Here is a 26,195-nt window from a genome sequence, read left to right on the forward strand (position 1 = left end):
ATATATCATATTAGCATCAACCGTCGAGCTAAAGCTTTTTTTATACCAATTCGGTTAATTAAGTAATCTATTTTGAGGTAGTAAAACATTGTCGATAGCAAAGCAAAAACTTCGTTATTTAGTTGTTCTAAATAAGAAATTTTTGACGTAGCTAACGCCAGGTTTAGCCACTCAAAATGGTTAACTATTATTGCGAATTGGAATTATGATCAAAACCGACATTTAAACAAGGTTATAGGCCAAAAGTGGCAAAACAGAAAAAATTAAGTAAAGGCCAATCGCGTCAGATCAAGGCCAATCATCAAAAGCGTATTAACAGCGCAGGCTCAAAACCGGCTAAAAAAGGTGCCCAAGAGTGGCAAACCGATAATTTAGGCCAAGTAGAGAGCGCAATTGTGATCAGTCGCTTTGGTCAACACGCCGATGTAGAAACACAAAATGGTGACGTATTGCGCTGTAATATTCGTCGTACGGTATCTAATTTAGTGTGTGGCGATGAAGTTTTATTTCGCCGTGCAAAAGTAAGCGAAGGCGATTTGGCAGGTGTTATAGAAGCAACGCAAGAGCGTCGCTCACAGCTTACTCGCCCAGATTTTTACGATGGTGTTAAAGTAATTGCAGCAAATATAGATCAAATACTAATGGTGTCGGCAGTATTGCCGGAGTTTACACCAAGTATTATTGACCGTTATTTAATAGCCTGTGAAGACATGGGCATTGAACCCATTTTAGTGCTTAATAAAATCGATTTAATCGACGAAGCAGGTCTAAACGAAATACAAAAGATACTCGATATTTATCGAAGCCTTGGCTATCAAGTTCTACTTGTAAGTAATATTACCGGCGAAGGCATTGAGCAATTAAAAGACGTACTTGTTGGTAAAAATAATATTTTTGTTGGCCAAAGTGGTGTCGGTAAATCAACCCTCGTTAATACAGTATTGCCCAACGCTGAAATATTAACTAAAGAAGTATCTGAAAACAGTGGCCTTGGCCAGCATACAACGACAGTTTCGCGCTTACATCACTTACCTAGCGGTGGTAATTTGATTGACTCACCGGGTATTCGTGAATTTGGCCTATGGCACTTAGATGTTGAACGTGTAACCTGGTGCTTTAAAGAATTTAGAGAATTTATAGGTGGGTGTCGTTTTAGAGATTGTAAACATTTAAACGATCCGGGCTGTATTATTAAACAAGCGGTAGCCGATGGCGATATTTCGCAATTACGCTTTGATAGCTACCACAGAATTTTAGAAACTATGGCCGATGGCCGTGCTGGGGCTCGTGCGCCTCGCGTATAAAATTAGGAAACAACCTGTGAATTTAGATAAATTTAAAATCGCAATGCAATACGCAATGCCAAAACATTTTATTTCACGCGTAGTAGGTAAATTAGCAGCAGCAAAAGCTGGCGCTCTCACTACAACATTAATAAAGCTTTTTATTAAGCAATATAAAATTGATATGAGCGAGGCTGAATATTCAGATCCTGCGCATTACAAAACGTTTAATGAGTTTTTTACTCGCCCATTAAAAGATGGTGTACGCCCAATGGCACAGGGCGACAATGTTATTACTCACCCAGTAGATGGCGCAATTAGCCAGCTAGGTGATATTGTTGACGGACAGCTAATACAAGCAAAAGGTCACGATTATAGCTTACAAGCACTGTTAGGTGGCTCTGAAGACGATACCACACCATTTTTAGGCGGTAAGTTTGCAACTATTTATCTTGCGCCAAAAGACTACCACCGCATTCATATGCCAATTGATGGCACATTGAGCAAAATGATTTACGTACCTGGCGATTTATTTTCGGTAAATCCGCTTACTGCGCAAAACGTGCCTAATTTATTTGCGCGTAACGAACGGGTTGTTGCTATTTTTGAAACCGAAATTGGTTCACTGGCTATGGTACTTGTAGGCGCAACCATTGTTGCCAGTATTGAAACCATTTGGGCAGGTACCGTTACTCCACCAGCAGGTAGCGATGTATTTAGCTGGAACTACCCAACCAAAGGCGAAAATGCGATTACCCTTAAAAAAGGTGAAGAAATGGGTCGCTTTAAATTAGGCTCAACCGTAGTACTCGCTTGGGGCGCCGATAAAGCAGATATTTTAGACGATCAACTACCTGAAACAGTCACTCGCTTAAATACAGCCTTTGCAACAATTAAAGAAAGTGAAGAGTTGTAAGCAGTCAGTTGTCAGTTAAAGATTAAAAAGCACCGCGTTTATTATAAACGCGGTGCTTTTTTATTGGTAAACGTAGAGCTTGCTCACGTTAGAAACACAGCTTCTTATGGCTTAACCCCGAGTTTAGCCCCGCGAACTATCTCATACTTTAACCACCGCACTCTTTACAATTTAAATCTTTCACTACTTTAAAATGTTGCTGCTTTAAGCTCAGCGCATCGAAGGTAATAAACACACTTCCCTCAACGTGCCCTAATAATATATTAAGCGTAAGTTGTGCCTGCATAGAACCAATAACACCCAATAAAGGGCTTATTACACCCGCATTACTACAATTTACCACAGGCGCAGAGTCACTTTTTGTAAAAACACAGCCATAACACGGGCTATTATTTTTCCTAAAATCAAACCCCATTAATTGCCCTTTCGTTGCCAGTGCTGCACCTGCAATTAACGGTGTTTTATTGGCAATGCAATAGCGATTAACACTATAACGCGTGGCAAAATTATCTGAGCAATCTAGCACTACATCGGCATTGTTTAAAAGCTCAGCTGCGTTGTTATCATCAAGCTTTTTATTGTGCGTCACTATGTGTATTTGATTATTAAGGCTTGTTAATACTTTGCCAGCGGCTGCTACTTTGCTTTGCCCTAAGTGATTGACTTTATAAAGCACTTGGCGTTGCAAGTTCGAAAGCTCAACAGCATCATCGTCTATTAAAATAAGCGTACCAATACCCGCCGCCGCTAAATACAAAAGTGCAGGGCTACCTAACCCGCCCGCACCTATTACAGCAACGGTTGCAGCTTTTAATGCCAACTGCCCTTCTAGCCCCACTTCTTTTAATAATAAATGGCGACTATAACGCAGGGTTTCTTTATCGCTTAGCTTATCCATTAGGCTGATTTATAGCACTTTGTAGCGCGCTAATCGCAGCAATATAATCATCCGCTTCACTAATTGCACGTACTACCGCAACGCTGCCTACTCCTGTTTGTGCGACCTCGCTTGCGCGGGTTAAATCTATTCCGCCAATGGCAACCGTTGGGTAGCTTTGCATTAACGGCACAAACTTTTTAAGTTTATCGAGCCCTTGTATTTGCCCTGTCATATCTTTGGTAGTGGTTGGGTAAATTGCGCCAAATGCCATATAACTTGGTCGATAGTTGTGCGCACGTAGCATTTCGTAAAAGCCATGAGTAGAAAGCCCAAGCCTTAAACCCGCGTCTTTAATGGCGGCTAAATTAGCAATTTCTAAATCTTCTTGGCCTAAATGCACGCCATAAGCACCGTGCTTTATAGCTAACTGCCAGTAGTCATTTATAAATACGTGAGCGCTGTACTTTTTACCCAGTTCAACTGCCTGTTTTATGAGTTCATCAAGCTCAATATCAGTTTTATTTTTAACGCGCAGCTGCACTGTTTTAATGCCTTGTTCTAAGCATTTAGTTAACCAGTCAATACTACTAACCACAGCATATAAGCCGAGTATTTTACTCTCACAGGGCGCAAAATCCGCAGCCATATTAAATTCAAGCGGCACATCAAAATCAAGCTCATCACCAAGCCAACTACCTGGCTCAATCACTTGTGGAAAATCATCTAAATTTGTAGGAAAAGCAGTATGCGCAACCGGGCCTATTCCTTCACCGTATCTAACTGACTGCTTTAAGCCTTGGTTTATATAAGCTTTAGCTAAAATAAAAGCATCTTTCAGCGGGTAGTCTTTTGCTAAACACGCGGCAATAACCGAAGCCATGCTGCAACCTGTGCCATGGCTATGAGGGCTTTGAATTTTTTTATTACCAAGCCAATACTCTTCACCCTTTTTCGTAAAATTGTTGATACAGTAATCAATACAATAACCGCTTGGGTAATCCCAATGCCCACCTTTAATAACAACCGCTTTTGCACCCCAACTTAATAACTTATTTGCTGCATCTTTAACAGCGCTTGGGCCAATTAAATACACGCCTGTTAATAATTGAGTTTCGTGGGTGTTAGGTGTAATCACATCCACCAGCGGCATTAAGCATTCTTTAATCGCACTTACGGTATCTTCTTCTGTTAATACATCACCACTTGAGGCAATAGCAACGGGGTCGTAAACAATCACAGGAGGGACTGGCCATTTAGCTTTGTAATGCGCTATATGCTCGCTTATTAATTGAATTTGCTGCACATTTGCTAACATGCCAATTTTAATTACTTTGGCTTTCATATCACTTTCAAGCGCCAGTAATTGCGATTCAATAATATCGGTAGATACCGCGTTAATAGCCTCTACACCTAAGCTATTTTGCGCCGTAAGCGCAGTAATTGCAGTGCAACCATGTACACCAAAGCTTTGCATTGCTTTTATATCGGCCTGAATACCTGCACCACCGCCAGAGTCAGAGCCGGCAATTGTCCACACTAGATTATTCATACTCTTTATTTCCTTACTGCTGATGCCAAAACGGCATACCCATTGTAGGGGTTGAGGGGGCTGCTAACTCTTTTTCAGGCATTGCTTTGGCATTATATGCAAAGCGCCCAGCCTCCACTGCGGCTTTAAATGCGCGGCTCATCGTAATTGGGCAACCCGCCCCTGCGATCGCTGAATTTAATAATACCGCATCATACCCTAATTCGAGTGCTTGGCTGGCATGTGAAGGTAAACCAAGCCCCGCATCAACAATCAATGTTGTATTTGGTAAGCGTTCGCGAATTGTTTTTAAATTATAGCTATTTAAAAGCCCTTTCCCGGTGCCTATAGGCGCGCCCCATGGCATAAGCACTTCACAACCTAACTCATTTAAACGCTGGCAAAGAACTAAATCATCAGTGCAGTAGGGCAATACTTTAAAGCCATCATTAATTAATATTTCTGTTGCCTCTAATAGCGCAAAAGGGTCGGGCTGTAAGTTATAGTCATCGCCAATGAGTTCAAGCTTAATCCAATCGGTGGCAAATACCTCACGGCACATTTTAGCAAGCGTAACGGCTTCTTTCACACTATGGCACCCTGCCGTATTGGGGAGTATTTTAAGACCGGTATTTTTAATTAATTGCCAAAAGTCATCCCCAGCTGCTGCACTTTGTTGGCGCCTTAATGACACTGTCACTATTTGCGCGCCAGAGGCACTAATCGACTCTTCCATCACCGCTGGAGATGGGTAAAGTGCAGAACCTATTAATAGCCGGCTACTTAGTTGCTCACCATAAATAGTTAAGTAATCGTTACTTTGCATAATGCTACCCACCTTGAATAGGCGATAACAATTCTATGCTATCACCATCGTTAATATTGGTGCTGTCGTGCAGGCTTTGTGGAATAAATTCACCGTTAATAGCAACAGCGAATGGAGGCTTTGCACCAAAACTTTGTAATACTTTAACAAGCGATGCGCCTTTAATAGTTAGCAACTCACCATTAATTGTTATATTCATTAGGTACTTATCCTATTTTTGCAAGTGCGTCTGCCACGAGTGCCGGTGCTAGCATATAACCGTGGCGGTATAAGCCATTAATACTAATTACATTACCCTCTTTCAAAACAGTAGGGCGATTATCACTAAAAGCCGGGCGTAAACCGGTTTGAATATTGAGTAATCGTGCCTCAGCATATCCACTGTGTACCGTATAAGCAGCCGAAAGTAATTCAAGCGTTGAGCGCACAGTCGCAGGGCCATTATCGTCAGATTCTATTTCGGTAGCACCAATTACATATTCATTATTAGGCTTTGGCGCTATGTAAATTGGATAACGTGGGTGCATTAAACGCACCGGCCGCGTTAAATTTACCTCTGGCGCATGTAACCTAGCCACCTCACCGCGCACCCCTCTAACTGGTTTGTCCGTTTTAGCACCTAAGCCTCTACAATCAATAATATAATCAAATGCCCGATTATTAATCTCGCCGTTTTTAATACTGACTCGCTGATTAAATACAAACTTAACTTTACGTTTATTGAGCATGCTAAAACTTGCTTTATAAAAGGCTTGGTTATCTATTTGTCCCTCGCAAGGTAAAAACACACCTTGGTTAAAACGATTAGTAAGTTCAGGCTCTAACTGCGCTATTTGTTGAGCGTTTAATACCTGTGCGCTATGCCCTGCTATTGGCTTTATTCGCTGAGTAAAACTCTGAAGGTCGCCTTTATCTTGCTGATGCGCAACGATTAATGTGCCTTGCTGCTGAAAAAAAACGTCACTTTCAAGTTCGCTTATTATTTCTGGCCAGCGCTTTAGTGAGTTAAGCCCCATAATTGCTAAATCAGTCTCACATAACACCGACTCGGCTAACGGTGCCAGCATAGCCGCAGCCACTTTACCGGCACTATTTTGCGTTTGCTCATCATCCGCTTCAAATACAGTCACATGATGACATTTGCTAAGTTCAAGTGCAGCTAACCGACCAGCTAGGCCAAAGCCTACCACCGCAATGTTGTAAAACATAAAACCTCCTTTTAGCAAATAAGCTACGCGTTACTTAAATTAGCTAACGCGCAACTTGCACTGAACCTATATCGCTTTATGATAAATCTCTGAGCCAGTTTGCTTAAACTCTTCAGACTTTGCTTTCATTTGTGCTTCTACATCAATCATTTTGATCTCTATTGCTTCACCTGCATTATTAGGATCAATACCATTAACTTCTAAGTCTTTTGCGTAATCACGCACTTCTTGGCTAATTTTCATTGAGCAAAACTTAGGGCCACACATAGAACAAAAGTGTGCAACTTTGCCTGATTCTTGCGGAAGTGTTTCATCGTGGTATTCACGGGCACGTTCAGGGTCTAAACCAATATTAAATTGATCATGCCATCTAAATTCAAAGCGCGCTTTCGATAATGCATTATCACGCTCTTGCGCCCCAGGGTGTCCTTTTGCTAAATCGGCGGCATGCGCTGCAATTTTATAGGTGATTAAGCCTTCTTTAACATCTTCTTTATTAGGCAAGCCTAAATGCTCTTTTGGTGTTACATAGCAAAGCATTGCACAGCCGTACCACGCTATTTGCGCAGCTCCTATACCCGATGTTATATGGTCGTACCCTGGTGCAATATCGGTCGTTAATGGGCCTAATGTGTAAAATGGTGCTTCGTCGCAATGTTTTAATTGCTCATCCATATTGGCTTTAATCATGTGCATTGGCACATGCCCTGGGCCTTCAATAAAGACTTGTACGTCGTGCTTCCATGCAATTTTAGTCAGCTCACCTAAGGTACGTAACTCACTAAATTGCGCCTCATCGTTGGCATCGGCAATAGAGCCTGGACGAAGGCCATCACCGAGTGAAAAACACACATCGTATTGTTTTAAAATTTCGCAAATATCTTCAAAGTGGGTGTATAAAAAGTTTTCTTTATGGTGTGCTAAACACCACTTAGCCATAATTGAGCCACCGCGCGATACAATACCGGTAACACGTTTTGCCGTCATTGGCACATAACGCAGCAATACACCGGCATGAATAGTAAAGTAATCAACGCCCTGCTCGGCTTGCTCTATAAGCGTATCGCGGAAAATTTCCCACGTTAAGTCCTCAGCCACACCGTTTACTTTTTCAAGCGCTTGATAAATCGGTACTGTACCAATTGGCACTGGTGAATTGCGTACTACCCACTCACGCGTTTCGTGAATATAACGCCCGGTAGATAAATCCATTACGGTATCGGCGCCCCAACGGGTAGACCACACCATTTTTTCTACTTCTTCTTCGATTGATGAACTTACCGATGAATTACCAATATTGGCGTTAACTTTTACTAAAAAATTACGCCCCACTATCATCGGCTCAGTTTCTGGATGGTTAATGTTGTTAGGTAAAATAGCGCGGCCTCGTGCAATTTCGTCGCGTACAAATTCAGGGGTAATGAAATCAGGAATGCTCGCACCAAACGACTCGCCTTTATGCTGGGCTGCTAATAACTCTTCACGAATTTGTGCACGTCCCATGTTTTCGCGTACTGCCACGTACTCCATTTCAGGGGTGATAATGCCTTGGCGAGCATAATGCATTTGCGTTACATTTTTGCCCGCTTTACCACGGCGAATTTTTGGTAAATGATCAAAACGAATATGATCAAGTCCGTCATCAGCCATACGTTGCTGCGCAAACTGCGAGGTGACCGAATCGAGTATTTCGGTGTCATCTCGGTTTTGTATCCATTGCTCACGAAATTTAGGCAGGCCTTTGCGCACATCTAATTCAAAATTAGGATCGGTATACGGGCCCGATGTGTCGTAAACACGTAGCGGATCATTAGGTTCATACACAGGGTTTTCGTCGGTGCCACCGATAAAGGTGTCGCTTAATGTAATTTCGCGCATACCTACTCGCACGCCCAGCTGGCTGCCTTCTACATAAACTTTATGCGAGCTTGGAAACGGCTGGCCCGTTAAATTGTAAATATAGTCAGATGCGGCTGCGCGCGTCTCTCTGCGTGTTGATTTATTTGTAGTGTTTGACATGACTTACCTCATTGCTTAATGGGTTGTCTTGTCAGATATTCCATAAGGAATAGAGAAAGATCGTAAAGCAGCTGTAATGCTACTTTGCGGCCTAAAAGATGACATTTTGTTGTGCGCATAAAAAAAGACGCACAAGCGTCCCGTTTTAGGCAGCTTGTTCCCTACGCAGGTATTAACCTGATCAGGTTCACGGATCCCGCTTTCGCGATCTCAGCCTAAATTAAACTTAGGCACTCCGACAAGTATTGATATATAAAATTTGTTCGTTGATCTGACAAATAATTCGTCTAATCTGCGCTGAGTGTACGCCAGTTAAAAATTGCCTGCAAGGGGCTAGTTTTTAAAAACTCAAAAATTATTTTGGAATAAACACAAACGTTTGCTCGCCTTGCATCACCAATTGTTGGTCTTGCATTTTAAGCTCTGCGCCTTGTTTTAAAGCCTCTAGTAGCTGCTGCTCAAACTCGTCAAGCTCTTCACCGCACGACTTTCGCGTCATACCTAACTTACTTACTGTTAAACTACTTTTTTCAAGTTCGCCTTCGCCAAAAAACTTATTACAGCCAGCAAAACCGTTCACTTGAAGTGCTTCGATAAAACTCATGGAGGCGTTATAAGACGCCGGAATAGCTAAACCATCAACCTTTGATAATTGCCATTGTGTGTACTTTAGCTGCTCAGTGGTAACTGTCCCTGTTGATGCGCAACCAACACATAAACCGATTACAAGCATCGGTATTGCTGCTAATTTCATACTACTACTAACTAATTGTTTAATTAGCGACATAGTAACAATTTTTATGCTATTTATCCGTTAAAAATGCATGTTTTAAATGTAAATTTTTGTTCTATGATAGTTTAAAAGTTAAACAGCTTAATTTAGATCTCGGTTTTAAATAGGTTATCTATTTCGGGCGGTAAAAATGGTCGGCCTTTTTCGTTTACCGAAGTACCAGTTACAAGCGCGTCAAGCATCACTTTTTCATCACGCTTGCGCACCACTGTTTGCTTAAACGCAAATTTTAAACGACTAATGCGTACAGGCTCTACAGCCACGTAAAACTCATCACCCGGTATTAAAGAGTGTTTGTAATCCATTTCGCTACGTATTACTACAAGGTTAATTTTATCTTTTGCTAATTGAGCAAAATCAACACCTTTAGCGTATAAAAACTCGTGGCGCGCGTGCTCTAAATAATTAAAGTAAACACTGTTATTTACAATACCCTGTAAGTCACATTCATAATCACGTACTTTAAAGTCAACTTTAAAGGTCATATTAGTAATCCTAATTATTTAACGTATAATTGCCGCGTTTATAGCACATGTGCTGAAATAATTGCTACCATACGAGTCCCTAAAATGGAGTTAAGTAACCCAATGAACTTACGTTTGTCTTTAATTACTGCCGCACTTTTACCGCTAATTAGTGCACCACTTGTAGCTTACGCTGATGACAGCGACCTTGAAAAAATCGTTGTAACTGGCGACTTTCAACGTGAAAGCATTCAAACGCTAAGTGCCAGTGCAAGCCTATTTAGCGAGTCTGAAATAAACCAACGCGGTGCAAATTTCTTAGACGAAATGCTAGGTAGTACAGCTAACGTAAACTTTACTTCAGGCGCTTCTCGTGGTCGTTATATTCAAATACGTGGTGTGGGGCTTCGTTCACAATTCGTAGATCCAATTAATCCATCGGTTGGTTTAGTTATTGATGGAATAAACTATTCAGGCCTTGGTGGCAGCTCATTATTGTTTGATATTGACCAAGTCGAAATTTACCGTGGCCCGCAAGGCACACGTTTTGGCGCAGATGGCATGGCCGGCATGATCCAAATGGAATCAGCTCAAGCCACTGCCGATCCTAGTTTAAAACTACAAGTAGGTATGGGCACGTACAACTCACGTGAAGCAGGCCTTGCAGCAAGTACAGGCTTAACAGATGACACAAGCGCACGCGTAAGTTACTTTCGTAGAAAATCAGACGGCTACGTTGATAACCTGTACTTAAATGACGAAACACAAAATCAAGATGAACAAGTAGCGCGTTTTAAACTAAACAGCCAGCTTACAGAGCATTTAAACACCGTATTAAACCTTCACTACATTGATATAAACAACGGCTACGATGCGTTTACGCTTGATAACAGTCGCAATAGTGTAGCTGACGAGCCAGGTGAAGATAATCAGCAAAGCTACGCTATTGGTATTAATAATACCTACACAGGTTTTGATGCCTTTGACGTAAATTTAAACCTATCAGCCATTGATACAGAGCTACTTTATAGCTTTGATGAAGACTGGGTCTGTAACGATCCAAGCGAACCACAATTATGTGCAGCTGGCTTACACCCTTGGGGCTATAGCTCTACGGATGTTTATACACGCGATCGTGACGATCAATCAGTTAACTTACAATTCAATTCTAAAACAGGTAACTGGGTTGCAGGTGTTTATTACCAAAACCGCGATGTAGATTTAGAGCGCGAATACACATGGCTTGCAAGCCCATTTGCATCAGCCTACGAAACCAGTAATTTAGCTCTATATGGCCAATTAGCTACGCCTATTGGGCCTAAAACCACGTTAATTACAGGTTTACGTGTTGAACAATATCAAGGTGATTACACCGACAGTAACGGCTTTATCGAAGATACAGACGATGTAATGGTCGGCGGTAAAGTAGCACTTGAGTACCAAGTAATTGATCGTACCATGATCTACACAAGCATTACTCGTGGTTATAAAGCTGGCGGCATTAACTCAGAAGCACTCGCTAAAGCTAAAGATGAAGGCTTAAACTTAAGTGCTGATTTTTTCCAGCAACACACAAGCTTTGACCCTGAATACCTTTGGAGTGGCGAGTTTGGCGTTAAGGGCTCATCGCTTGATGATAAATTCACCCTGCGTTTAGCGGCGTTTTATATGCATCGCGACAACATTCAATTAAAAGCATGGCAAGTAGAAAACCAGCAGTTTACAGGTTATGTTGATAACGCAAGCTCGGGTAGTAACTACGGCTTAGAAATTGAAGGCAGTTACCAACTTACTGAAGATTTATTTTTAACGGGTAGCGCTGGTTACTTAAATACAGAAATTGACGACTTTGTAACGCAATCGGGCTTAAACCAAGACGGCCGTGAGCAAGCACAATCACCTAAATACCAATACGCGTTTAGCGCACGTTACAACTTTACTAATGAGCTGTACGGGATGATTGGTGTTGAAGGTAAGGACGATTATTACTTCTCAGATAGCCATAACTCACAAGCGCCAAACAGCAATTTAGTTAACCTAAGTGTTGGCTACGAAGCCGACATGTGGGCAGTACGTGCATGGGCTCGTAACGTATTTGACGAAACAGTACCAACACGCGGCTTTGAGTTTGGTAACGATCCACTTGATGGTTACGAAACACATACCTACGTACAATTAGGCGAACCTCGCGTAGCGGGTGTAACGTTTACGCTAGAGCTTTAAAATAAAACTGATAGTTGTCAGTTAAAGATTAGAAAACACCGCGCTTAATTAAAGCGCGGTGTTTTTATTTGTAGACGTCGAGCTTGCTCTCGTGAGAAGCGCAGCTTCTAATTACTTAAATTGAGTATAAACGGCATAATCGGACAACTTTTTAAAGCTTCGCTTTAACGCGCCAGCAAGCTGTGCGCCTACAGGCTAGGCATTATGCTCTTTGAACATCAAACGCGATTACGTCTTTAATTTTATCTTTATCAGTTGCAAGCATTACTAGCCTGTCTATTCCCATTGCAACACCTGCACACTTTGGCAGTCCGTGCTCAAGTGCGGCTATTAAACGCTTATCCATGGGCACGTGGTTTAAACCATTGTCAGCACGGTATGCGTTATCTTCGTCAAAGCGTTTTGCCTGCTCTTTAGCATTAGTTAACTCATTAAAGCCGTTCGCTAATTCCATATTTTTATAATAAAGCTCAAAGCGACCAGCTACGCGTGCATCATGTTCACAAATTTGTGCAAGTGCCGCTTGAGATGCTGGAAAGTGATATACAAAACACGGTTTAGTTTGCCCAATAGTTGGCTCTACTTTCATACAAAATAACAGCTGCAATAAGGTGTCTTTATTTGTTTCGTTTTTGGCTATATCGGCAAAGCCGTGTTCGCTGGCAAGTGCTTGTAATTGCGTAAGCGTAGCTGTTAATGGATCAAGCGCTAACACTTGCTCAAACGCTTGCTGGTAAGTCAATCGCTCTGCAGGCTCTACATTTAAAATGAGCTGCATTAGCTCATCCATTTCATCCATTAATGCAAACTCATCAAACCCAGGGCGATACCATTCAAGCATAGTAAACTCAGGGTTATGATGGCTCCCCGCTTCTTCGTTTCTAAATGCCTTACAAAGCTGAAATATTGGCCCAGAGCCTGCTGCTAGTAAACGTTTCATTGCAAATTCAGGCGATGTTTGCAAATAAAGCGGCAAGCCACCAGCGTGGCCAGGGCCTACAAAAGTAGTATTAAAACTCGCTAAATGCACATCGGTGACGCTTGCACCGCTTAAGCTAGGTGTTTCTACTTCCATTACATTACGCGTATAAAAAAACTCACGAATAGTACGTAATATTGCCGCGCGCTGTTTAAGTGTTTCTATGCTTGCGCTTGGGGCCCAAAGTGTTGCTGACATATTTTCTCCAAAAAAAATCCCAGCTTAAGCCGGGATTTATTTAGCTGAGTTAAGTATTACTTAACACGGCCTACGTATTCACCGCTACGAGTGTCTACTTTAATAACTTCGCCAATTTGTACGAATAATGGAACACGTACTACTGCACCTGTTGTAAGCGTTGCAGGTTTTCCACCTGTGCCCGCTGTATCACCTTTAAGGCCTGGATCGGTTTCAGTGATCTCAAGCTCAACAAAGTTAGGTGGAGTAACCGCAATTGGGCTGCCGTTCCATAATGTAATTGTACATACATCGTTTTCAACTAACCATTTAACTGCATCACCTAGTGCTTTTTCGTCAGCGGCAATTTGTTCAAATGTTTCGTTGTTCATGAAATGCCAAAACTCACCGTCTGTGTATAGGTACGCTAAGTCGGTATCCATTACATCGGCGCCTTCAACTGATTCACCCGATTTAAAGGTTTTTTCAAGCACCTTAGCAGAGATAAGTTTACGGATACGAACACGGTTAAACGCTTGGCCTTTACCAGGTTTTACCATTTCATTTTCTAAGATACTGCAAGGTTCGCCGTCCATCATAATTTTTAGGCCGCCCTTGAACTCGTTGGTGCTATAATTCGCCATCGTTTCCTCTATTTATATTTTTTCGAGTAATCTACGTGCCAATGATACAAAGAAATGAAGCAAATTTGCATAAAAACTGGCAAAAAGAATTAGCAAATGTAGTTACCTGCCCAAAAACCTTGCTTGAAATGGTCGGTTTATCGAGCCAAGCCCATGAAAACGACCTAAAAGCTCGCAGTTTATTTGCGGTGCGCGTGCCAGTCCCTTTTATAAAAAAAATGCGCAAAGGTGATGCAAACGATCCCTTATTACTACAAGTTATGCCGCGCCACCAAGAATTTATGACTAAATCCGGTTTTAATAAAGACCCACTGCTTGAGCAAGACAACTCCCAACCAGGGCTTTTACATAAGTATAAATCGCGTGTTTTAGTGATGTTTAAAACTGGCTGTGCGGTAAATTGCCGTTACTGTTTTAGGCGCCACTTTCCGTATAAAGAAAACCAACTTAATAAAAAAAGTCTTCTTGACGCACTGAGTTATATAAAATCGGATACCAACATAAACGAAGTGATTTTAAGTGGTGGCGACCCACTCATGGCCAAAGACGATGCCATTAGCTGGTTTTTAGATGAGCTTGAGCAGTTACCACAGATTAAGCGTATGCGAATACATAGCCGTTTACCCGTTGTAATACCTGCGCGTATTACCAATGAGCTATGCGCGAGGCTACAACAATCACCGCTAAAAATTGTATTTATTAACCATATAAATCACGCCAACGAAATAGACGACGAGTTTAAAGCCGCCATGCAAAAGCTTAAGCAAGCAGGCGTTATATTATTAAACCAAGCGGTTATTTTAAAAGATGTGAATGATACCGTTGATGCTCAAATAAATTTAAGCGAGGCGTTATTTGATGCCGACGTACTACCCTATTATTTGTATTTGTTAGATAAGGTTGAAGGCGCAAGCCACTTTGATATTAACGAAGAGCAAGCCATAAAAATAATGGCAGAGCTATTAAAAGCCCTGCCTGGATTTTTAGTGCCTAAATTAGTAAGAGAAATAGGTGGTCAAAAAAGCAAAACACCTATCGACCTTAAGCTAATTTAAACGTACACGTTTATATTATTGCCAAGCGTTGCAGTGACCGACTGAGCCGGTGTTTGCGCGCTTGTTGATTGTGCAGCACCTTCAATAAGTGCAAGTGCTGCTGCGCCATCAGCTAACTGCTGCTTTTTAGATAAAGCTGCTGTATAAACTTCACCACCTTGGCCAGAGCTAGACATAGCGGGTAGGTTTCCACCTGATATATTCATGTTATAAGCCTTAATCAACCTGACATTTTAATGTAATCCAAGTACTATATCGGCAATGCAGTACATAGCTTTAGGAAATCCATGGATTCAATAATTGAACAACTCAACGCTAATTTAAAAATTGTTTATCGCCAAGCACTTGATGCAGACAAAAAACTAGATGAGCTACAGCAACAAGGCCATGGTAAATTTAAAGCCTTGTTCCCAGCTGATGCCGGATTTAGTTTTGAAGCTAAACGCTTTAAACCATACGTACTTGATGTAGCAGCCGATGTAGAAAGCTTAAGCACTGATGGTTTTAATGAAGAAAAGCTTAAAACAACAGTACTTAAATTACAGCAGTTACTAACGCTGTTAGCGACGTTTAAGTAAAGCGCAGAAAAAATGCCGCTATGAAAAAATGCCGCTATTTAGCGGCATTATTATTTAATCTAAATTTGGTAATATTTGCTCGCCAAACCACTCTGTAATTAAGCGTTTCTCATAATAAAATGACTCATCACGACCCATTTTTATTTTATCCATAAAGCCCATATCTTTAAGCTCTACATCGTTTGCTTCGCTTATTACGCTACCGTCTTTATCGGTTAGCGAGTAATTAAGCTTTAAGCGCGGAAAATAAATAGGTTTTACGACACGTATTTCATCCACACCGCCAAAGCGTACATCACTAGCTAGGTCAATATCCGTTATTTCTATGTTTAGCTTATAATCTTTTGGAAGTTGCTCCACCAATTTAGAAAAATGCTTTTCAAACTGTGTTTTTATCTGTTTATGATACGACGATTTACCTTGGTTAGAAGCGCGTACATCACGATAATCTTTAAAATCTTGCCACTTAACAACAGACTCTCCAGCGTTAGCAAATACAGGTAAAGTGAGACACATTACCATAGCTATTTTTTTTACTGAATTCATAACACTCTCCAAAGGGGCTGTTGCTAATTATTTAGACTAAGCCCTGCAATAATATACTAAAGTTTAGCAGTCACTTATTAACTATAACTTAATGATTGAACTAATTGAACGTTACGCAACCAAACTCAATTCCCCCCTCACTATGACCGCTATAAACGATAAAAGTTATAAATAAAGCATGTAAATTATCAGTATTTATGGTGAAATTAAGGTAATTGAAAAAGGTATCCACGGAGTATTCATGGCAATTTTAGTAACAGGTGGAGCAGGCTACATTGGCTCACATACCGTTTTAGAGCTTTTACAGCAAGGCAGCGACGTAATTGTCGTTGATAACTTAAGCAACGCATCTAAAGAATCGCTTGCACGTGTAAAACAAATTACTGGTAAAGCAGCCACATTTTACCAAGGCGACATTCTCGATAAGTTTTTTTTAGACTCAATATTTAAAAAGCACTCAATAGATAGCGTTATACACTTTGCGGGCTTAAAGTCAGTTGGCCAGTCAGTTGCTCAACCTATAGAGTATTACCAAAACAACGTACAAGGTACGCTAACGCTTGTAGATGCAATGCGTGATGCGGGCGTATTTAAATTAGTATTTAGCTCTTCAGCAACTGTTTACGGCGACCCTGCAAGCTTACCGATTAAAGAAGATTTCCCCGTGGGTGGCACAACAAACCCATACGGTACGTCAAAGTTAATGGTTGAAATGATGCTACAAGATATCGCTAAATCAGATGAGCGCTTTGCATTTGCTATTTTGCGTTACTTTAACCCTGTTGGTGCCCATGAGTCAGGTTTAATTGGCGAAGATCCTAACGGTATCCCAAATAATCTTTTACCGTTTATTGCACAGGTTGCTGTGGGTAAATTAAAGCAACTTGCCGTATTTGGCGATGACTATGACACAGTTGATGGCACAGGTGTGCGCGACTATATACACGTTGTAGATTTAGCTATTGGCCACTTAAAAGCGCTTGATAAAATTGCCAACAGCACGGGTGCATTAGTTTATAACCTAGGTACTGGTAACGGTTACTCTGTACTACAAATGGTTAATGCATTTATTAAAGCAAGCGATCAGGCTGTGCCTTATCAGGTTTCCCCTCGTCGCCCTGGTGATATTGCAGCGTGTTATGCAGCGCCTGAAAAAGCCCTTAATGAACTAGGTTGGGAAGCAGTACGCGGAATTGACGTAATGATGGAAGATACATGGCGCTGGCAGTCAAATAACCCAAATGGTTATAAAGGCTAGTCACCTTCACGCCTACAATACCTCGTGAATGTATTGTAGGCGCCTGGCTTTTTCATGCTAAAAGCAAAGCTCTAATCTTTAATACATTACGCACCTTGCGCGTCGCGCCTACGAGTTAATCAAACCACAATGTTAAACTTTGCCAGTAGGCGTAGAGCTTGCTCACGCGAAAAGCGAAGCTTTTAATCTTTAAAAGCATTTATTAATTGATGAATCTAAGCATCCACTTTGCTTCTCTAAAGCGCAGCGCCCTCTTAGTCTCTTTGTGAATAAACGACTTAAAATATGATTGCACAAAGAGAAGTAAAAGAGGAGCGAATGAGATGACACAAACACATAAAATTACGCGCTTTGCGCGTCGCGCCAACAAGTTAATCAAACCACGATGTTAAACTTTGCCGGTAGGCGTAGAGCTTGCTCACGCGAAAAGCGAAGCTTTTAATTACTTACATCTAACATCTGACAATAAATATTTTTGTTATGTCTGCGCCCATTGCCTTAACAAGTTATGGTACACACCCGTTAACTGAATAATCTCTGGGCTATCTTCTACTTTGCTGCGCAAACTTTGAATCGACATATCTAAATCAAATAACAAACCACGTTTTTCGTCGCTGTTTACCATGCTTTGCAGCCAAAAAAATGAGGCTAATCTTCGCCCACTCGTTACTGGCATTACACGATGTAAACTCGTTGAAGGGTACAACACCATACTGCCTGCTGGCAGCTTTACGCTATGTGAGCCATAAGTGTCTTCAATAACAAGTTCACCGCCCTCATAGTCTTCAGGGTCGTTAATAAATAACGTCATTGATACATCTGTACGAATTTTTACAGGCGTACCCGGCACTTGTCTAATTGCATTATCTACATGCACACCAAACGATTGGCCGCCTTGATAGCAGTTAAATAGTGGCGGAAAAATTTTTGCAGGCAGCGCTGCCGACATAAATAAATTATTACGCGCTAATGCACCCATAATAATTTCACCTAGCTCTTGTGCTTCCGGGCTACTTTCTGGCAATTGTAAGTTATTTTTTGCTTTGGTTGACTGATGCCCCGCAGTAATACTGCCATCAGCCCACTGCGCCACCAGTAATTTATCACGGCAATAAGCCACTTCGTCTTTAGTTAGTAGTTCTGGAATTTTAACTAGCATGTGCGCCCTCTCACATTTTCATCAAATAATTAAGGGCAGAGTTAACTCTGCCCTTTTATGCCGTACTTAATTTTACTCTTAGAAAGAGTAGCTTGCTGTTAAGCTAAACTTACGACCATCGCCTGGTACAAAGTGCCCACCACCTAACTGATCAACGTAATCTTTATCACCTAGGTTTTCACCATTAAACTGCAGGCTCAAATCCTTTGATATCTCATACGCAACCATCAGGTCAAAAATAGTATAACCTGGCGCACGAGAACGTGTTGACGTAGTCCCGTTGTAACGCTCACCTACATACTGCGCACCTAAACCAAACGATAACTTATCCGACATATCGTACGTAGTCCAAACACTTGCGCTATTTTTAGGCGTACGTGCAAGCTCGTTACCAATTTGAGTTGCGTCGTCGCCTAATGCTTTAGTTACTTCGCTATCTTGGTAAGTGTATGAGGCAATGACAGTCCACTCTTTAGTAATTAGGCCCGTTGCTGAAAGCTCTAAACCTTGTACGCGCTGCTCACCACCGAGTATTTCGTCACTTGAGCTATCTGCAAATGGGTCATCAGTACGGGCATTGGTTTTTTCAGTACGGAAAAGTGCAGCATTAGTTTGCAGGCGGCCATCCATCAGGCTCCACTTAGTACCTAATTCATAACTGCGACTTTCTTCAGCGTCTAAATCAGCCGCATTTGAACGCGTAGATACCGTAAGACTTTCAGCCGATGGATTAAATGAGTTACCTGCGCCTAGATATACACTGCCGTTTTCTGTAGGTTTATATACTACAGCTGCATTCCAGCTAAATAAGTCGTCACTTGTAGAAATTAAAGCGCTTGGATCATTATAATCGTTGTGATAATCCGTAGTGAAGCTATCAAAGCGAATTCCGCCTGTAACTTCCCATTGCTTGTTAAGTGTCACTGTATCAAATGCATAAATAGCTTGGTTTTTAGCTTTAGCTTCGATGCTTGTACCGTCACGGCCATACACACCCGTAAATGCAATTGTGGCATCAGGATTGTATAAGTCGTTACGTATTTCATCTTCAATTAGGTTATCTGGCGTAGTTGCTACAAAGTTGTGGCGTGTAAATGTTTCGTTAGCTAGTTCAACACCTACTACAACATCGTGAGTAAAACCTGCAAACTCATAGTTACCTATTAAATCAACCTGTATTGCTGCAAGTGAGTTTTGTGTATCACGTGTTTTTTCATCAGCAAAGGTAATATCAGTGTCTGTTGTGACCGAGAAATAACGCGGTGCAGTGGTTACTGACTCACGCTTAACTTCACCTAAACGGCCTTGCACACGTAGCATCGTGTTTTGAGAAAAGTCATACTCGTAACGAGCAGTTGTTGAGTAAGCTTCAATATCTTCGTAATCACGGTAAATATTACCGTAAAAGTTATCAAAGTCGACAGGTGAAGGTGAGCGCGCACTATCTGCAAGCTCAGCTACTGGCGTATCACTATAGACCCAAGGAATACCATAATCTGGTAAATTATCTTGGCGTTGATACTCTAGGTTTAAATCAAAACGGCTGTTTGTACCAAGCCCTGTTGCAAATGCAAACGCAACAGCATTTGTTTCATTCTCAACATGATCACGCCCTGCAACATCACCTTTATCAGTAAGAAGATTGATACGTAGTGCGCTTGTGTCGTTTACTTGAATGTTAGTATCAAAACGACCACGGTAATCGTTTTCTGTACCTAAACGAAGTGATACGTCGTTAAAGCTATCAAGCTTTGCTTTTTTGCTTTCTAGGTTAACACTACCACCGGTTGCACCACGCCCAGAAACCGCAGAGCCAGGGCCTTTTGCCACTTCAACCGCTTCAATATTGTAAATATCACGTGTGTAACCTGCCACATCACGAATACCATCCACAAAAATGTCGTTTGTTGCGCTAAAGCCGCGAATAGACATGCTATCGCCAGTCGGTGCGCCGCCTTCACCAGCAGCTAAAGAAATACCCGATACGTTACGTAAAGCATCACGAAGGCTATCTACGTTTCTGTCTTTCATTACTGCTTGGTTAATTACCGTTACAGTTTTTGCAGTCTCTAAAAGTGGCTGAGTATATTTATGCGATGTAGACTCTTCTACAACATAGCTAGACTCAGTTTTAGTCTCAGCTTTAGTTACCGACAGCTCTTGAACATCTTGCGCATTTGCCCAAGCTGAAAGCGTAGCTGTAACAACTGCTGCAATTGGCTTCACGTAGGTATTTCCTTTATTCGATGGCTTACTCATGGTTACTCCGTAGTTATTTTTTTGCCTTTAAGTAAGCAAAAAGTGACTGACCTAAAGGTGCTATGTGTGATTTCGAGCAAAATCCTACCACCGCAACAAAATAATGTAAACGATAATTATTATCAGTTGTATTGCTGTGTAAATTCTTATATTGTATACATACTCAAAATTTAACAAGTAATGCTAATACACTTAATTTAAAAAGCTATTTTGAGGCTAAAACCCTTATCGCCAGCAGAAAAACCTTTCTATTTAGTTGTTATAAATAAGAAATTTTAATGTCGCTAACATCGGGTTTCCCCTCTAAAAATGATTGAGTTTGTTGTAAATCAGTATGTTTACTTGTTGTCGTAACTTTCAGGATTGTTGTTAAGTAATGCGAAGCTTAATTAAACCAATATGTGCGGTAGTTGCACTATGTAGCACTATGGCAGTAAAAGCAGATACCGTTAGCGAATTAGAGCAACTCGTTGATAAATGGCTAAAAATAGAGAACCAAACAAGTGAATTAAATACACATTGGCTTGAACAAAAAAGCAGTATGGAACAAACTCTTACGCTATTAAAAGCTGAACAAGAGCAGCTTAGTACCCTTAATAAAAACCGCGAAAAAAACTCAAGCGACCTTAGCAAAAAGCGTGAACAGCTCGTTACTCAGCAAGGCAAACTTGAAAAAGATCAACAAAATTTAAACAGCCAGTTAAAACAAATCAGCCAGCAGTTACTTTCGTTGCAAGTGCAGCTGCCGCCTCCGCTGCTAAACAGCTGGAAAAATGCAGGCGATTTAGCCGACTCACAACTAAGCACCACCGATAAATTACAAACAGCGCTAAAAATGCTGACCTTACTAAATGAATTTCAGCAACGTATTTCAATTCACGAAATGGCAATTAAGCACCCCGACGGCCAAGAAGTTTGGGTTAAACAGCTATATTTAGGCGCCGCACAAGCATGGTTTGTTAGTGAAGATTTAAGTTATGCAGGTATTGGCTTTCCTAGTGACTTAGGTTGGCAGTGGGAGTTTGATAACAGTATTAACGCAGAGCAAGTAGCGCTAGGTATTGCAGTGCAACAAAAAAAGCGCGCTGCTGATTGGGTAACGCTTCCAATGCTAAGTTATAAAAATAACGCACAGCAAGGAGCTAAATAATGACTTTTTGCCAAAAAATTAAAGCTTTTAGCGCCATTATCTTATTTACTAGCTGCAATTTAGCGTTAGCAGCAACAAGTGAGCAAGCTAAGCAAAGCGTACTAAACGATATAAAAACCGCACAACGCAGCTTAAGTAGTACTCAAAAGAGCATTGCTGAAGAGCAAGCGAGCCTTGCAAAGCAAATATTCACCAAGCAGCAGTCGCTTAGCAAATTACGCGAACAAGCCGCTGTTAACCGCCGTTTAGCTGACGAAAACACCTTAAGCCTTAACCAGTTACAAACACGGTTAGACACCTGGCAGCAGCAACAGCAGTACCAATTAAACTTACTTAGCCGATTTGTTCGCCAAAATAGCAATAAAGCTTTGAATAACGAGCAAGCAAGTAATAATCAAAACGAATTATTAAGCCAAGTCCTCTCCTTTATTAATAACCAAGAGCAAGCGCTTTACCCTCGCTTTAAAAAACAAGCGGTGGTACTTAGCAATGGCGAACTTACCCAAGCGAATACACTTCAAATAGGTCCTGTTGCATGGTTTAGCACGCAAACACCTAAGCTAATGGGTTTATTAAATTTAGACAATGAATCGAACGCATTAAAAGTGGCATTGGTACAATCAAGCCATGACGACAACCCGCTTGATAACACTCTAAATCAAAACGGTGTAGGTGAAACGTTACTTAGCTTTGATCCGAGCTTAACGCATTTAGTAACCAGCCAAGCTCAGCAAGAAAGTCCTTTAGAACACCTAGAAAAAGGCGGTTTATGGGCTATTCCTATCATTTTATTTGCCTGTTTTGCGTTGACCATTGCACTAATAAAAGCGGCTCAACTTCTGCGTTTAAGCAAAATTAAAATGCACTCGCAAATGCAGTTACAAACGCACTTTAAAAGTAAAAATAGCAGCGAGTTTTCAGGCATGCAGCAGCAATTATTTAACCTAACGCTGCAAAGCGAGAAAGGCCAAGTACGAGACGATCAATTGTTTAACCAGCTAATACACGATAAACACAAGCTTGATAACTTTATAGGCGCTATAGCTGTAACAGCAGCCGTCGCTCCCCTATTAGGCTTATTAGGTACTGTAAGCGGCATGATCGAAACCTTTAAAATGATGACCTTATTTGGATCGGGCGATCCTGAGGTTGTATCGGGCGGTATTGCACAAGCACTTATTACTACCGAGTTAGGTTTAGTTGTTGCTATACCAGCACTGGTTTTAAATGCACTGCTATCGCGCAAAGCAAAAGCGTATTACAGCCAGCTCGAAGGTTTTGCATTACAACTAAGCCAGCTAGAACAAGGAGAAAACCATGTTTGAGCAAATCGTTAGCAACCCTATTTGTTGGTGTATTTTGTTATTAGCTTTGGTTGTGTACCAACTGACTTTTCATGATTTATTGCACCTCAAGCAGTATCAGGCGAACCGAAACGGCTACTGGCAAGAAGTTAGCTCTATATTAACCGCAGCGCTTCCTTTATTAGGCTTGCTGGGCACTATCGTTGGTTTACTTGATACCTTTAAAGTCATGGCGCTTGGTCATAACGAACTAATGAGTGATGCCATAGGCGATGCACTATTAACCACTCAACTTGGCCTTGTGTGCGCCATACCGGCGTGGTTAATGCAGGCTTATTTAGCCTACTCGCAACGTAATCCTAAATTACATACGTTAAGTAAACAGTTAGGGTAACACTATGCAATCACGATTAAAGCACAAGCTAGAGCAAGAAGCAGGGCAACATATCGATATGTCGCCGCTACTTGATGTGGTATTTATATTGCTAATATTTTTTATTGTTACAACCGTATTTGTACGCGAAAGCGGCGTTGAGGTAGATAAACCACAAGCAGTATCGGCCAGTCGTCTTGAACAACAAGTTATATTTTTAGCAATAACCGACTCTCAACAAGTATTTTTTGATGGCAGCCAAATTGGCGTAGCAGGTGTACGCACAAGTGTAGAGCAAATGCTAAAACAGCAGCAACGCCCTGTGGTTATTCAAGCAGATAAAACAGTACCTACAGAGCTATTAGTGCAAGTAATTGACGAAGCAAAACTTGCCGGTGCCTCGCAAGTTAATTTAGCGACCAAGCAATAATATGCACACGTTTAGCTCAACTAATAAAACAAAAAATAACCGCCATCCGTTTTTTGCGTTTGGCCTTAGTTTAATAGTACTTAGCGCAGCATTGTTATTGTTGTGGTTAGGGCAAATGGCTGAGCACCACATGCAAGACAAAGTAGTTGTGCGCGAAATAGCGATGGTTGCTCTACCTCCTCCACCGCCTTCAGTATCGCAGCAGCAAAGTAGCGAGCCTATGCAAAGCTTAAAAGTGCAAGGTGCAGGCGCGTCAATTCAAGCAGTCAACGTTAAAATTAAAAGCAATTTAAGCATTGTAAAACCCGATACGCCAAGCGTAAAAGTTAACGCGCCACAATGGCAATCAATGAGTGTAAATTGGGATGCCTTTAGCTTAAACCAGCTCGATGGACTACCTAATCTACTTACCCCTGTTAAGGCGGTTTTACCAAAAAGTTTAACTCGCCAAGGTGTCGATGTATTTACAGTAAAGCTTGATGTATTTATAGACGAAAGCGGTAGAGTAAGCTTAATAGAGGTTGTACAAAACCCTTACCCTGAGCTTAAACCCGCCATTGATAAAATTATAAAGCAAAGCCGTTTTAGCGCACCAAAAAAAGAAGGCGAAACAGTACGAGCTCGCTTTATTTGGCCAATAGAATTTAAACCTTAAGCACCAACAAAATGAAAAATATGAACGCAATTAAACTGCCTAAATCACTTACCCGTACCCTTTATACTTCGCTGATGTGCTCTTTGCCTTTATTAGGTATTACTAACGCATATGCAAGCCAAAAAAGTGCACCGCTTAAAGTCACGCTATCGCCAAGCGATCCTACTTGGCAGTTAGCTATAAATAATAAGCTATTAGGTCCAACAGAGGTGCTAATTGAGCCTACAGAGCGTGGCTTTGCTCGCCAAGTACAGCCATTATTACAAGAAGGCAAATACCAAGAAGTTGCCGCCCTTTTTAAAAGCCGTGATATAAACAGCGATAGCACTGCACTTAACTTATTACGCGCGCAGGTTTTGCTCACTTTAAAAGAGTTTAATAGCGCAGAAGCAGCCTACTTAGCGTGTTTAAAAGCCGCCCCCGATTTAGTAAAGGCTCACCAAGGTTTAAGCCTTTTATACATGCAGCAGGCAAATTACACTAAAGCGCAAACCCATCTAGTGCATAGTATTGAACTTGGTCAAGCTGACGCACAAAGCTATGCGCAACTGGCTTATATTCATGTGCAACATAGTCAACCTTGGAGTGCCGTGGCCGCATACCGCCAAGCACTTATGCTTGAACCCGAAACAGCGCAGTACCAACAAGGCTTGCTGTTTGCACTAATTGAGTCGGGTGATTTAAGCCAAGCAAATGCATTATTAAAAGAGTTATTAAATAAAACACCTGATAACGCAGAACTTTGGTTACAGCGTGCGCAAATTGCTTTGCAGCTTGAGCATAATAAACAGGCGCTTTCGGCCATTGAGGTCGCTTTAAAACTTAACCCAAAAGATACCAGTAACCAGTTACTCGCTGCACAATTACATTTAAGTGAAGGCAGCAGTAAGCGCGCTGTTTCGCTTTTAAAACAAAGTTTAAAGCATACCACTAAGGCGCAGCAAACCGATGTAATTAACACCACAATGCAAACACTTGGCTGGCTTGTATCGCAGCAACAGTGGGAGTTAGCAAAAGAGCTAATACGCAGCGCAAAAAGGTTAACAAAGCGCCTTCCAAATGAAGAACAAGCACAGTTCTCGGTATACAGTGCCCAACTGGCTATGCAGCAAGGTAATAGCAAACGTGCGGTTAAAAGTTTAAATAATGCACTTAAAATAAACCCTAACTTGGGTGATGCACTACTAAGCCTTGCTAGTATTTATCGCGATAAAAACCAGCTTACTCAAGCCAAACTAATGTACGTACGCGCTCAAGCGCTGCCTAAATATCAGCTTTCTGCCTGGCTTGGTTTATCACAAATTGCGATTGATTCAAAAAAGTATCCAGAGGCGCTTAAGCACCTTAAAAAGGCGTATCAGGCAAACCCACAACGCCAAGATTTAATAACTAATATTCGCGCGCTGGAAAACATAGTGCGCCAAGAAGGGTAAGTTTATAACGCAGTTTTTAAATCGTTTAATAATTAGAAGCTGCGCTTCTCGCGTG

Annotated in this window: 26 protein-coding genes and 1 riboswitch; of the genes, 12 read left to right on the top strand and 14 right to left on the bottom strand. The window is 41.4% G+C overall.

Translation table 11 applies throughout. The features are described 5' to 3' along the window. Window positions 1-245: 245 nt before the first annotated feature. A complete protein-coding gene (gene rsgA, locus J8L73_RS04395) occupies window positions 246-1,304 on the top strand; it encodes a small ribosomal subunit biogenesis GTPase RsgA (RefSeq protein WP_211015021.1) in 1,059 nt (352 codons plus the stop codon). Between the two features lie 16 nt (window positions 1,305-1,320). Then, window positions 1,321-2,199 carry an archaetidylserine decarboxylase gene (gene asd / locus J8L73_RS04400; RefSeq protein WP_211015023.1) on the top strand — a complete coding sequence of 293 codons (879 nt, stop codon included), beginning with the start codon at window positions 1,321-1,323 and terminating at the stop codon, window positions 2,197-2,199. A 148-nt stretch (window positions 2,200-2,347) separates the two neighbouring features. Here the strand turns inward: asd and J8L73_RS04405 are convergent, their stop codons facing one another. The 8 genes from J8L73_RS04405 to J8L73_RS04440 all read right to left on the bottom strand — a co-directional run bounded on the left by J8L73_RS04405 (window position 2,348) and on the right by J8L73_RS04440 (window position 9,938). Further along, on the bottom strand, window positions 2,348-3,097 hold the full coding sequence (locus J8L73_RS04405) for a HesA/MoeB/ThiF family protein (protein ID WP_211015025.1): 750 nt from the start codon (window positions 3,095-3,097) through the stop codon (window positions 2,348-2,350). Further along, entirely contained in the window at window positions 3,090-4,628 is a 1,539-nt protein-coding gene (gene thiE / locus J8L73_RS04410) for a thiamine phosphate synthase (RefSeq protein WP_211015026.1), read from the bottom strand. The genes J8L73_RS04405 and thiE overlap by 8 nt, the downstream gene beginning before the upstream one ends. A gap of 13 nt (window positions 4,629-4,641) precedes the next feature. Continuing rightward, window positions 4,642-5,433: a thiazole synthase gene (locus J8L73_RS04415; RefSeq protein ID WP_211015029.1), complete on the bottom strand. Its 792-nt coding sequence runs from the start codon at window positions 5,431-5,433 to the stop codon at window positions 4,642-4,644. Window positions 5,434-5,437: 4 nt separating this feature from the next. Further along, window positions 5,438-5,632, bottom strand: coding sequence for a sulfur carrier protein ThiS (thiS, locus tag J8L73_RS04420; protein ID WP_210998927.1), 195 nt, complete (start codon window positions 5,630-5,632; stop codon window positions 5,438-5,440). 7 nt (window positions 5,633-5,639) lie between these two features. Then, the gene (locus J8L73_RS04425) at window positions 5,640-6,641 is read right to left on the bottom strand and encodes an FAD-dependent oxidoreductase (protein ID WP_211015031.1); all 1,002 of its coding nucleotides are present in this window, start codon (window positions 6,639-6,641) and stop codon (window positions 5,640-5,642) included. 66 nt (window positions 6,642-6,707) lie between these two features. Beyond that, entirely contained in the window at window positions 6,708-8,660 is a 1,953-nt protein-coding gene (gene thiC, locus J8L73_RS04430; protein WP_247659568.1) for a phosphomethylpyrimidine synthase ThiC, read from the bottom strand. Window positions 8,661-8,801: 141 nt separating this feature from the next. Further along, a riboswitch (TPP riboswitch) is annotated at window positions 8,802-8,908 on the bottom strand. A 107-nt stretch (window positions 8,909-9,015) separates the two neighbouring features. Beyond that, window positions 9,016-9,414, bottom strand: coding sequence for an META domain-containing protein (locus J8L73_RS04435; RefSeq protein ID WP_282098617.1), 399 nt, complete (start codon window positions 9,412-9,414; stop codon window positions 9,016-9,018). Window positions 9,415-9,539: 125 nt separating this feature from the next. Further along, window positions 9,540-9,938 carry an acyl-CoA thioesterase gene (locus J8L73_RS04440; RefSeq protein ID WP_211015033.1) on the bottom strand — a complete coding sequence of 133 codons (399 nt, stop codon included), beginning with the start codon at window positions 9,936-9,938 and terminating at the stop codon, window positions 9,540-9,542. Between the two features lie 84 nt (window positions 9,939-10,022). Here J8L73_RS04440 and J8L73_RS04445 point away from each other — a divergent pair, with 84 nt between their 5' ends. Continuing rightward, entirely contained in the window at window positions 10,023-12,140 is a 2,118-nt protein-coding gene (locus tag J8L73_RS04445) for a TonB-dependent receptor (protein ID WP_211015035.1), read from the top strand. A 202-nt stretch (window positions 12,141-12,342) separates the two neighbouring features. Here J8L73_RS04445 and epmA read toward each other — a convergent pair whose 3' ends face one another. Continuing rightward, window positions 12,343-13,317: an elongation factor P--(R)-beta-lysine ligase gene (gene epmA, locus J8L73_RS04450; RefSeq protein ID WP_211015037.1), complete on the bottom strand. Its 975-nt coding sequence runs from the start codon at window positions 13,315-13,317 to the stop codon at window positions 12,343-12,345. A 56-nt stretch (window positions 13,318-13,373) separates the two neighbouring features. After that, window positions 13,374-13,940 (bottom strand): elongation factor P, encoded by a 567-nt coding sequence (gene efp, locus J8L73_RS04455; RefSeq protein ID WP_211015039.1) that lies wholly within the window; start codon window positions 13,938-13,940, stop codon window positions 13,374-13,376. Between the two features lie 41 nt (window positions 13,941-13,981). Here efp and epmB point away from each other — a divergent pair, with 41 nt between their 5' ends. Continuing rightward, window positions 13,982-14,995 (top strand): EF-P beta-lysylation protein EpmB, encoded by a 1,014-nt coding sequence (gene epmB, locus J8L73_RS04460; protein WP_211015040.1) that lies wholly within the window; start codon window positions 13,982-13,984, stop codon window positions 14,993-14,995. Here epmB and J8L73_RS04465 read toward each other — a convergent pair. Continuing rightward, on the bottom strand, window positions 14,992-15,201 hold the full coding sequence (locus J8L73_RS04465; protein WP_211015042.1) for a hypothetical protein: 210 nt from the start codon (window positions 15,199-15,201) through the stop codon (window positions 14,992-14,994). The genes epmB and J8L73_RS04465 overlap by 4 nt on opposite strands. 81 nt (window positions 15,202-15,282) lie before the next feature. On the opposite strand from J8L73_RS04465, the gene J8L73_RS04470 reads away from it, so the two are divergent. Next, window positions 15,283-15,573, top strand: a complete 291-nt coding sequence (locus tag J8L73_RS04470) for a hypothetical protein (protein WP_024031487.1) — start codon at window positions 15,283-15,285, stop codon at window positions 15,571-15,573. A gap of 54 nt (window positions 15,574-15,627) precedes the next feature. Here the strand turns inward: J8L73_RS04470 and J8L73_RS04475 are convergent, their stop codons facing one another. Then, window positions 15,628-16,119, bottom strand: coding sequence for a DUF3016 domain-containing protein (locus J8L73_RS04475; protein WP_211015044.1), 492 nt, complete (start codon window positions 16,117-16,119; stop codon window positions 15,628-15,630). A 241-nt stretch (window positions 16,120-16,360) separates the two neighbouring features. Between J8L73_RS04475 and galE the strand changes: the two genes are divergently transcribed. After that, window positions 16,361-17,377 (top strand): UDP-glucose 4-epimerase GalE, encoded by a 1,017-nt coding sequence (gene galE, locus J8L73_RS04480; protein ID WP_211015046.1) that lies wholly within the window; start codon window positions 16,361-16,363, stop codon window positions 17,375-17,377. 478 nt (window positions 17,378-17,855) lie between these two features. On the opposite strand, the gene J8L73_RS04485 is transcribed toward galE, so the two are convergent. Both J8L73_RS04485 and J8L73_RS04490 read right to left on the bottom strand, forming a co-directional pair. Further along, complete coding sequence (locus J8L73_RS04485) at window positions 17,856-18,536, bottom strand: Fe2+-dependent dioxygenase (protein ID WP_211015048.1); 681 nt, start codon at window positions 18,534-18,536, stop codon at window positions 17,856-17,858. A gap of 78 nt (window positions 18,537-18,614) precedes the next feature. Next, complete coding sequence (locus J8L73_RS04490) at window positions 18,615-20,795, bottom strand: TonB-dependent siderophore receptor (protein ID WP_211015050.1); 2,181 nt, start codon at window positions 20,793-20,795, stop codon at window positions 18,615-18,617. 376 nt (window positions 20,796-21,171) lie between these two features. Between J8L73_RS04490 and J8L73_RS04495 the strand changes: the two genes are divergently transcribed. From J8L73_RS04495 to J8L73_RS04520, 6 genes are read left to right on the top strand one after another with little or no spacing between them, the layout of a single operon-like run. Continuing rightward, window positions 21,172-21,945 carry a DUF3450 family protein gene (locus tag J8L73_RS04495; protein ID WP_211015052.1) on the top strand — a complete coding sequence of 258 codons (774 nt, stop codon included), beginning with the start codon at window positions 21,172-21,174 and terminating at the stop codon, window positions 21,943-21,945. Then, window positions 21,945-23,270 (top strand): MotA/TolQ/ExbB proton channel family protein, encoded by a 1,326-nt coding sequence (locus tag J8L73_RS04500; protein WP_211015054.1) that lies wholly within the window; start codon window positions 21,945-21,947, stop codon window positions 23,268-23,270. The genes J8L73_RS04495 and J8L73_RS04500 overlap by 1 nt, the downstream gene beginning before the upstream one ends. Beyond that, window positions 23,263-23,643 (top strand): MotA/TolQ/ExbB proton channel family protein, encoded by a 381-nt coding sequence (locus J8L73_RS04505; protein ID WP_211015056.1) that lies wholly within the window; start codon window positions 23,263-23,265, stop codon window positions 23,641-23,643. Before J8L73_RS04500 ends, J8L73_RS04505 begins: the two co-directional genes overlap by 8 nt. 4 nt (window positions 23,644-23,647) lie before the next feature. Beyond that, window positions 23,648-24,052: a biopolymer transporter ExbD gene (locus tag J8L73_RS04510; protein ID WP_138683718.1), complete on the top strand. Its 405-nt coding sequence runs from the start codon at window positions 23,648-23,650 to the stop codon at window positions 24,050-24,052. A 1-nt stretch (window position 24,053) separates the two neighbouring features. Beyond that, window positions 24,054-24,707: an energy transducer TonB gene (locus tag J8L73_RS04515; protein WP_211015058.1), complete on the top strand. Its 654-nt coding sequence runs from the start codon at window positions 24,054-24,056 to the stop codon at window positions 24,705-24,707. 20 nt (window positions 24,708-24,727) lie between these two features. Next, entirely contained in the window at window positions 24,728-26,140 is a 1,413-nt protein-coding gene (locus J8L73_RS04520; protein ID WP_211015061.1) for a tetratricopeptide repeat protein, read from the top strand. Window positions 26,141-26,195 lie beyond the last annotated feature (55 nt).

The organism is Pseudoalteromonas sp. MMG006 (assembly GCF_018101025.1).
In the GTDB taxonomy this organism is placed as follows: Bacteria; Pseudomonadota; Gammaproteobacteria; order Enterobacterales; family Alteromonadaceae; genus Pseudoalteromonas.

Bases quoted from the DNA above. Each gene is read 5' to 3' on its own strand.
- J8L73_RS04510 (WP_138683718.1), top strand. From the start codon at position 23,648: ATGCAATCACGATTAAAGCACAAGCTAGAGCAAGAAGCAGGGCAACAT.
- thiC (WP_247659568.1), bottom strand. From the start codon at position 8,660: ATGTCAAACACTACAAATAAATCAACACGCAGAGAGACGCGCGCAGCC.
- J8L73_RS04425 (WP_211015031.1), bottom strand. From the start codon at position 6,641: ATGTTTTACAACATTGCGGTGGTAGGCTTTGGCCTAGCTGGTCGGTTA.
- J8L73_RS04515 (WP_211015058.1), top strand. From the start codon at position 24,054: ATGCACACGTTTAGCTCAACTAATAAAACAAAAAATAACCGCCATCCG.
- J8L73_RS04485 (WP_211015048.1), bottom strand. From the start codon at position 18,536: ATGCTAGTTAAAATTCCAGAACTACTAACTAAAGACGAAGTGGCTTAT.
- J8L73_RS04520 (WP_211015061.1), top strand. From the start codon at position 24,728: ATGAACGCAATTAAACTGCCTAAATCACTTACCCGTACCCTTTATACT.
- J8L73_RS04475 (WP_211015044.1), bottom strand. From the start codon at position 16,119: ATGAATTCAGTAAAAAAAATAGCTATGGTAATGTGTCTCACTTTACCT.
- J8L73_RS04505 (WP_211015056.1), top strand. From the start codon at position 23,263: ATGTTTGAGCAAATCGTTAGCAACCCTATTTGTTGGTGTATTTTGTTA.
- J8L73_RS04465 (WP_211015042.1), bottom strand. From the start codon at position 15,201: ATGAATATATCAGGTGGAAACCTACCCGCTATGTCTAGCTCTGGCCAA.
- J8L73_RS04470 (WP_024031487.1), top strand. From the start codon at position 15,283: ATGGATTCAATAATTGAACAACTCAACGCTAATTTAAAAATTGTTTAT.
- galE (WP_211015046.1), top strand. From the start codon at position 16,361: ATGGCAATTTTAGTAACAGGTGGAGCAGGCTACATTGGCTCACATACC.
- J8L73_RS04405 (WP_211015025.1), bottom strand. From the start codon at position 3,097: ATGGATAAGCTAAGCGATAAAGAAACCCTGCGTTATAGTCGCCATTTA.
- J8L73_RS04490 (WP_211015050.1), bottom strand. From the start codon at position 20,795: ATGAGTAAGCCATCGAATAAAGGAAATACCTACGTGAAGCCAATTGCA.
- J8L73_RS04500 (WP_211015054.1), top strand. From the start codon at position 21,945: ATGACTTTTTGCCAAAAAATTAAAGCTTTTAGCGCCATTATCTTATTT.
- J8L73_RS04415 (WP_211015029.1), bottom strand. From the start codon at position 5,433: ATGCAAAGTAACGATTACTTAACTATTTATGGTGAGCAACTAAGTAGC.
- J8L73_RS04495 (WP_211015052.1), top strand. From the start codon at position 21,172: ATGCGAAGCTTAATTAAACCAATATGTGCGGTAGTTGCACTATGTAGC.
- J8L73_RS04445 (WP_211015035.1), top strand. From the start codon at position 10,023: ATGGAGTTAAGTAACCCAATGAACTTACGTTTGTCTTTAATTACTGCC.
- thiE (WP_211015026.1), bottom strand. From the start codon at position 4,628: ATGAATAATCTAGTGTGGACAATTGCCGGCTCTGACTCTGGCGGTGGT.
- epmB (WP_211015040.1), top strand. From the start codon at position 13,982: ATGATACAAAGAAATGAAGCAAATTTGCATAAAAACTGGCAAAAAGAA.
- J8L73_RS04435 (WP_282098617.1), bottom strand. From the start codon at position 9,414: ATGAAATTAGCAGCAATACCGATGCTTGTAATCGGTTTATGTGTTGGT.
- J8L73_RS04440 (WP_211015033.1), bottom strand. From the start codon at position 9,938: ATGACCTTTAAAGTTGACTTTAAAGTACGTGATTATGAATGTGACTTA.
- efp (WP_211015039.1), bottom strand. From the start codon at position 13,940: ATGGCGAATTATAGCACCAACGAGTTCAAGGGCGGCCTAAAAATTATG.
- thiS (WP_210998927.1), bottom strand. From the start codon at position 5,632: ATGAATATAACAATTAATGGTGAGTTGCTAACTATTAAAGGCGCATCG.
- epmA (WP_211015037.1), bottom strand. From the start codon at position 13,317: ATGTCAGCAACACTTTGGGCCCCAAGCGCAAGCATAGAAACACTTAAA.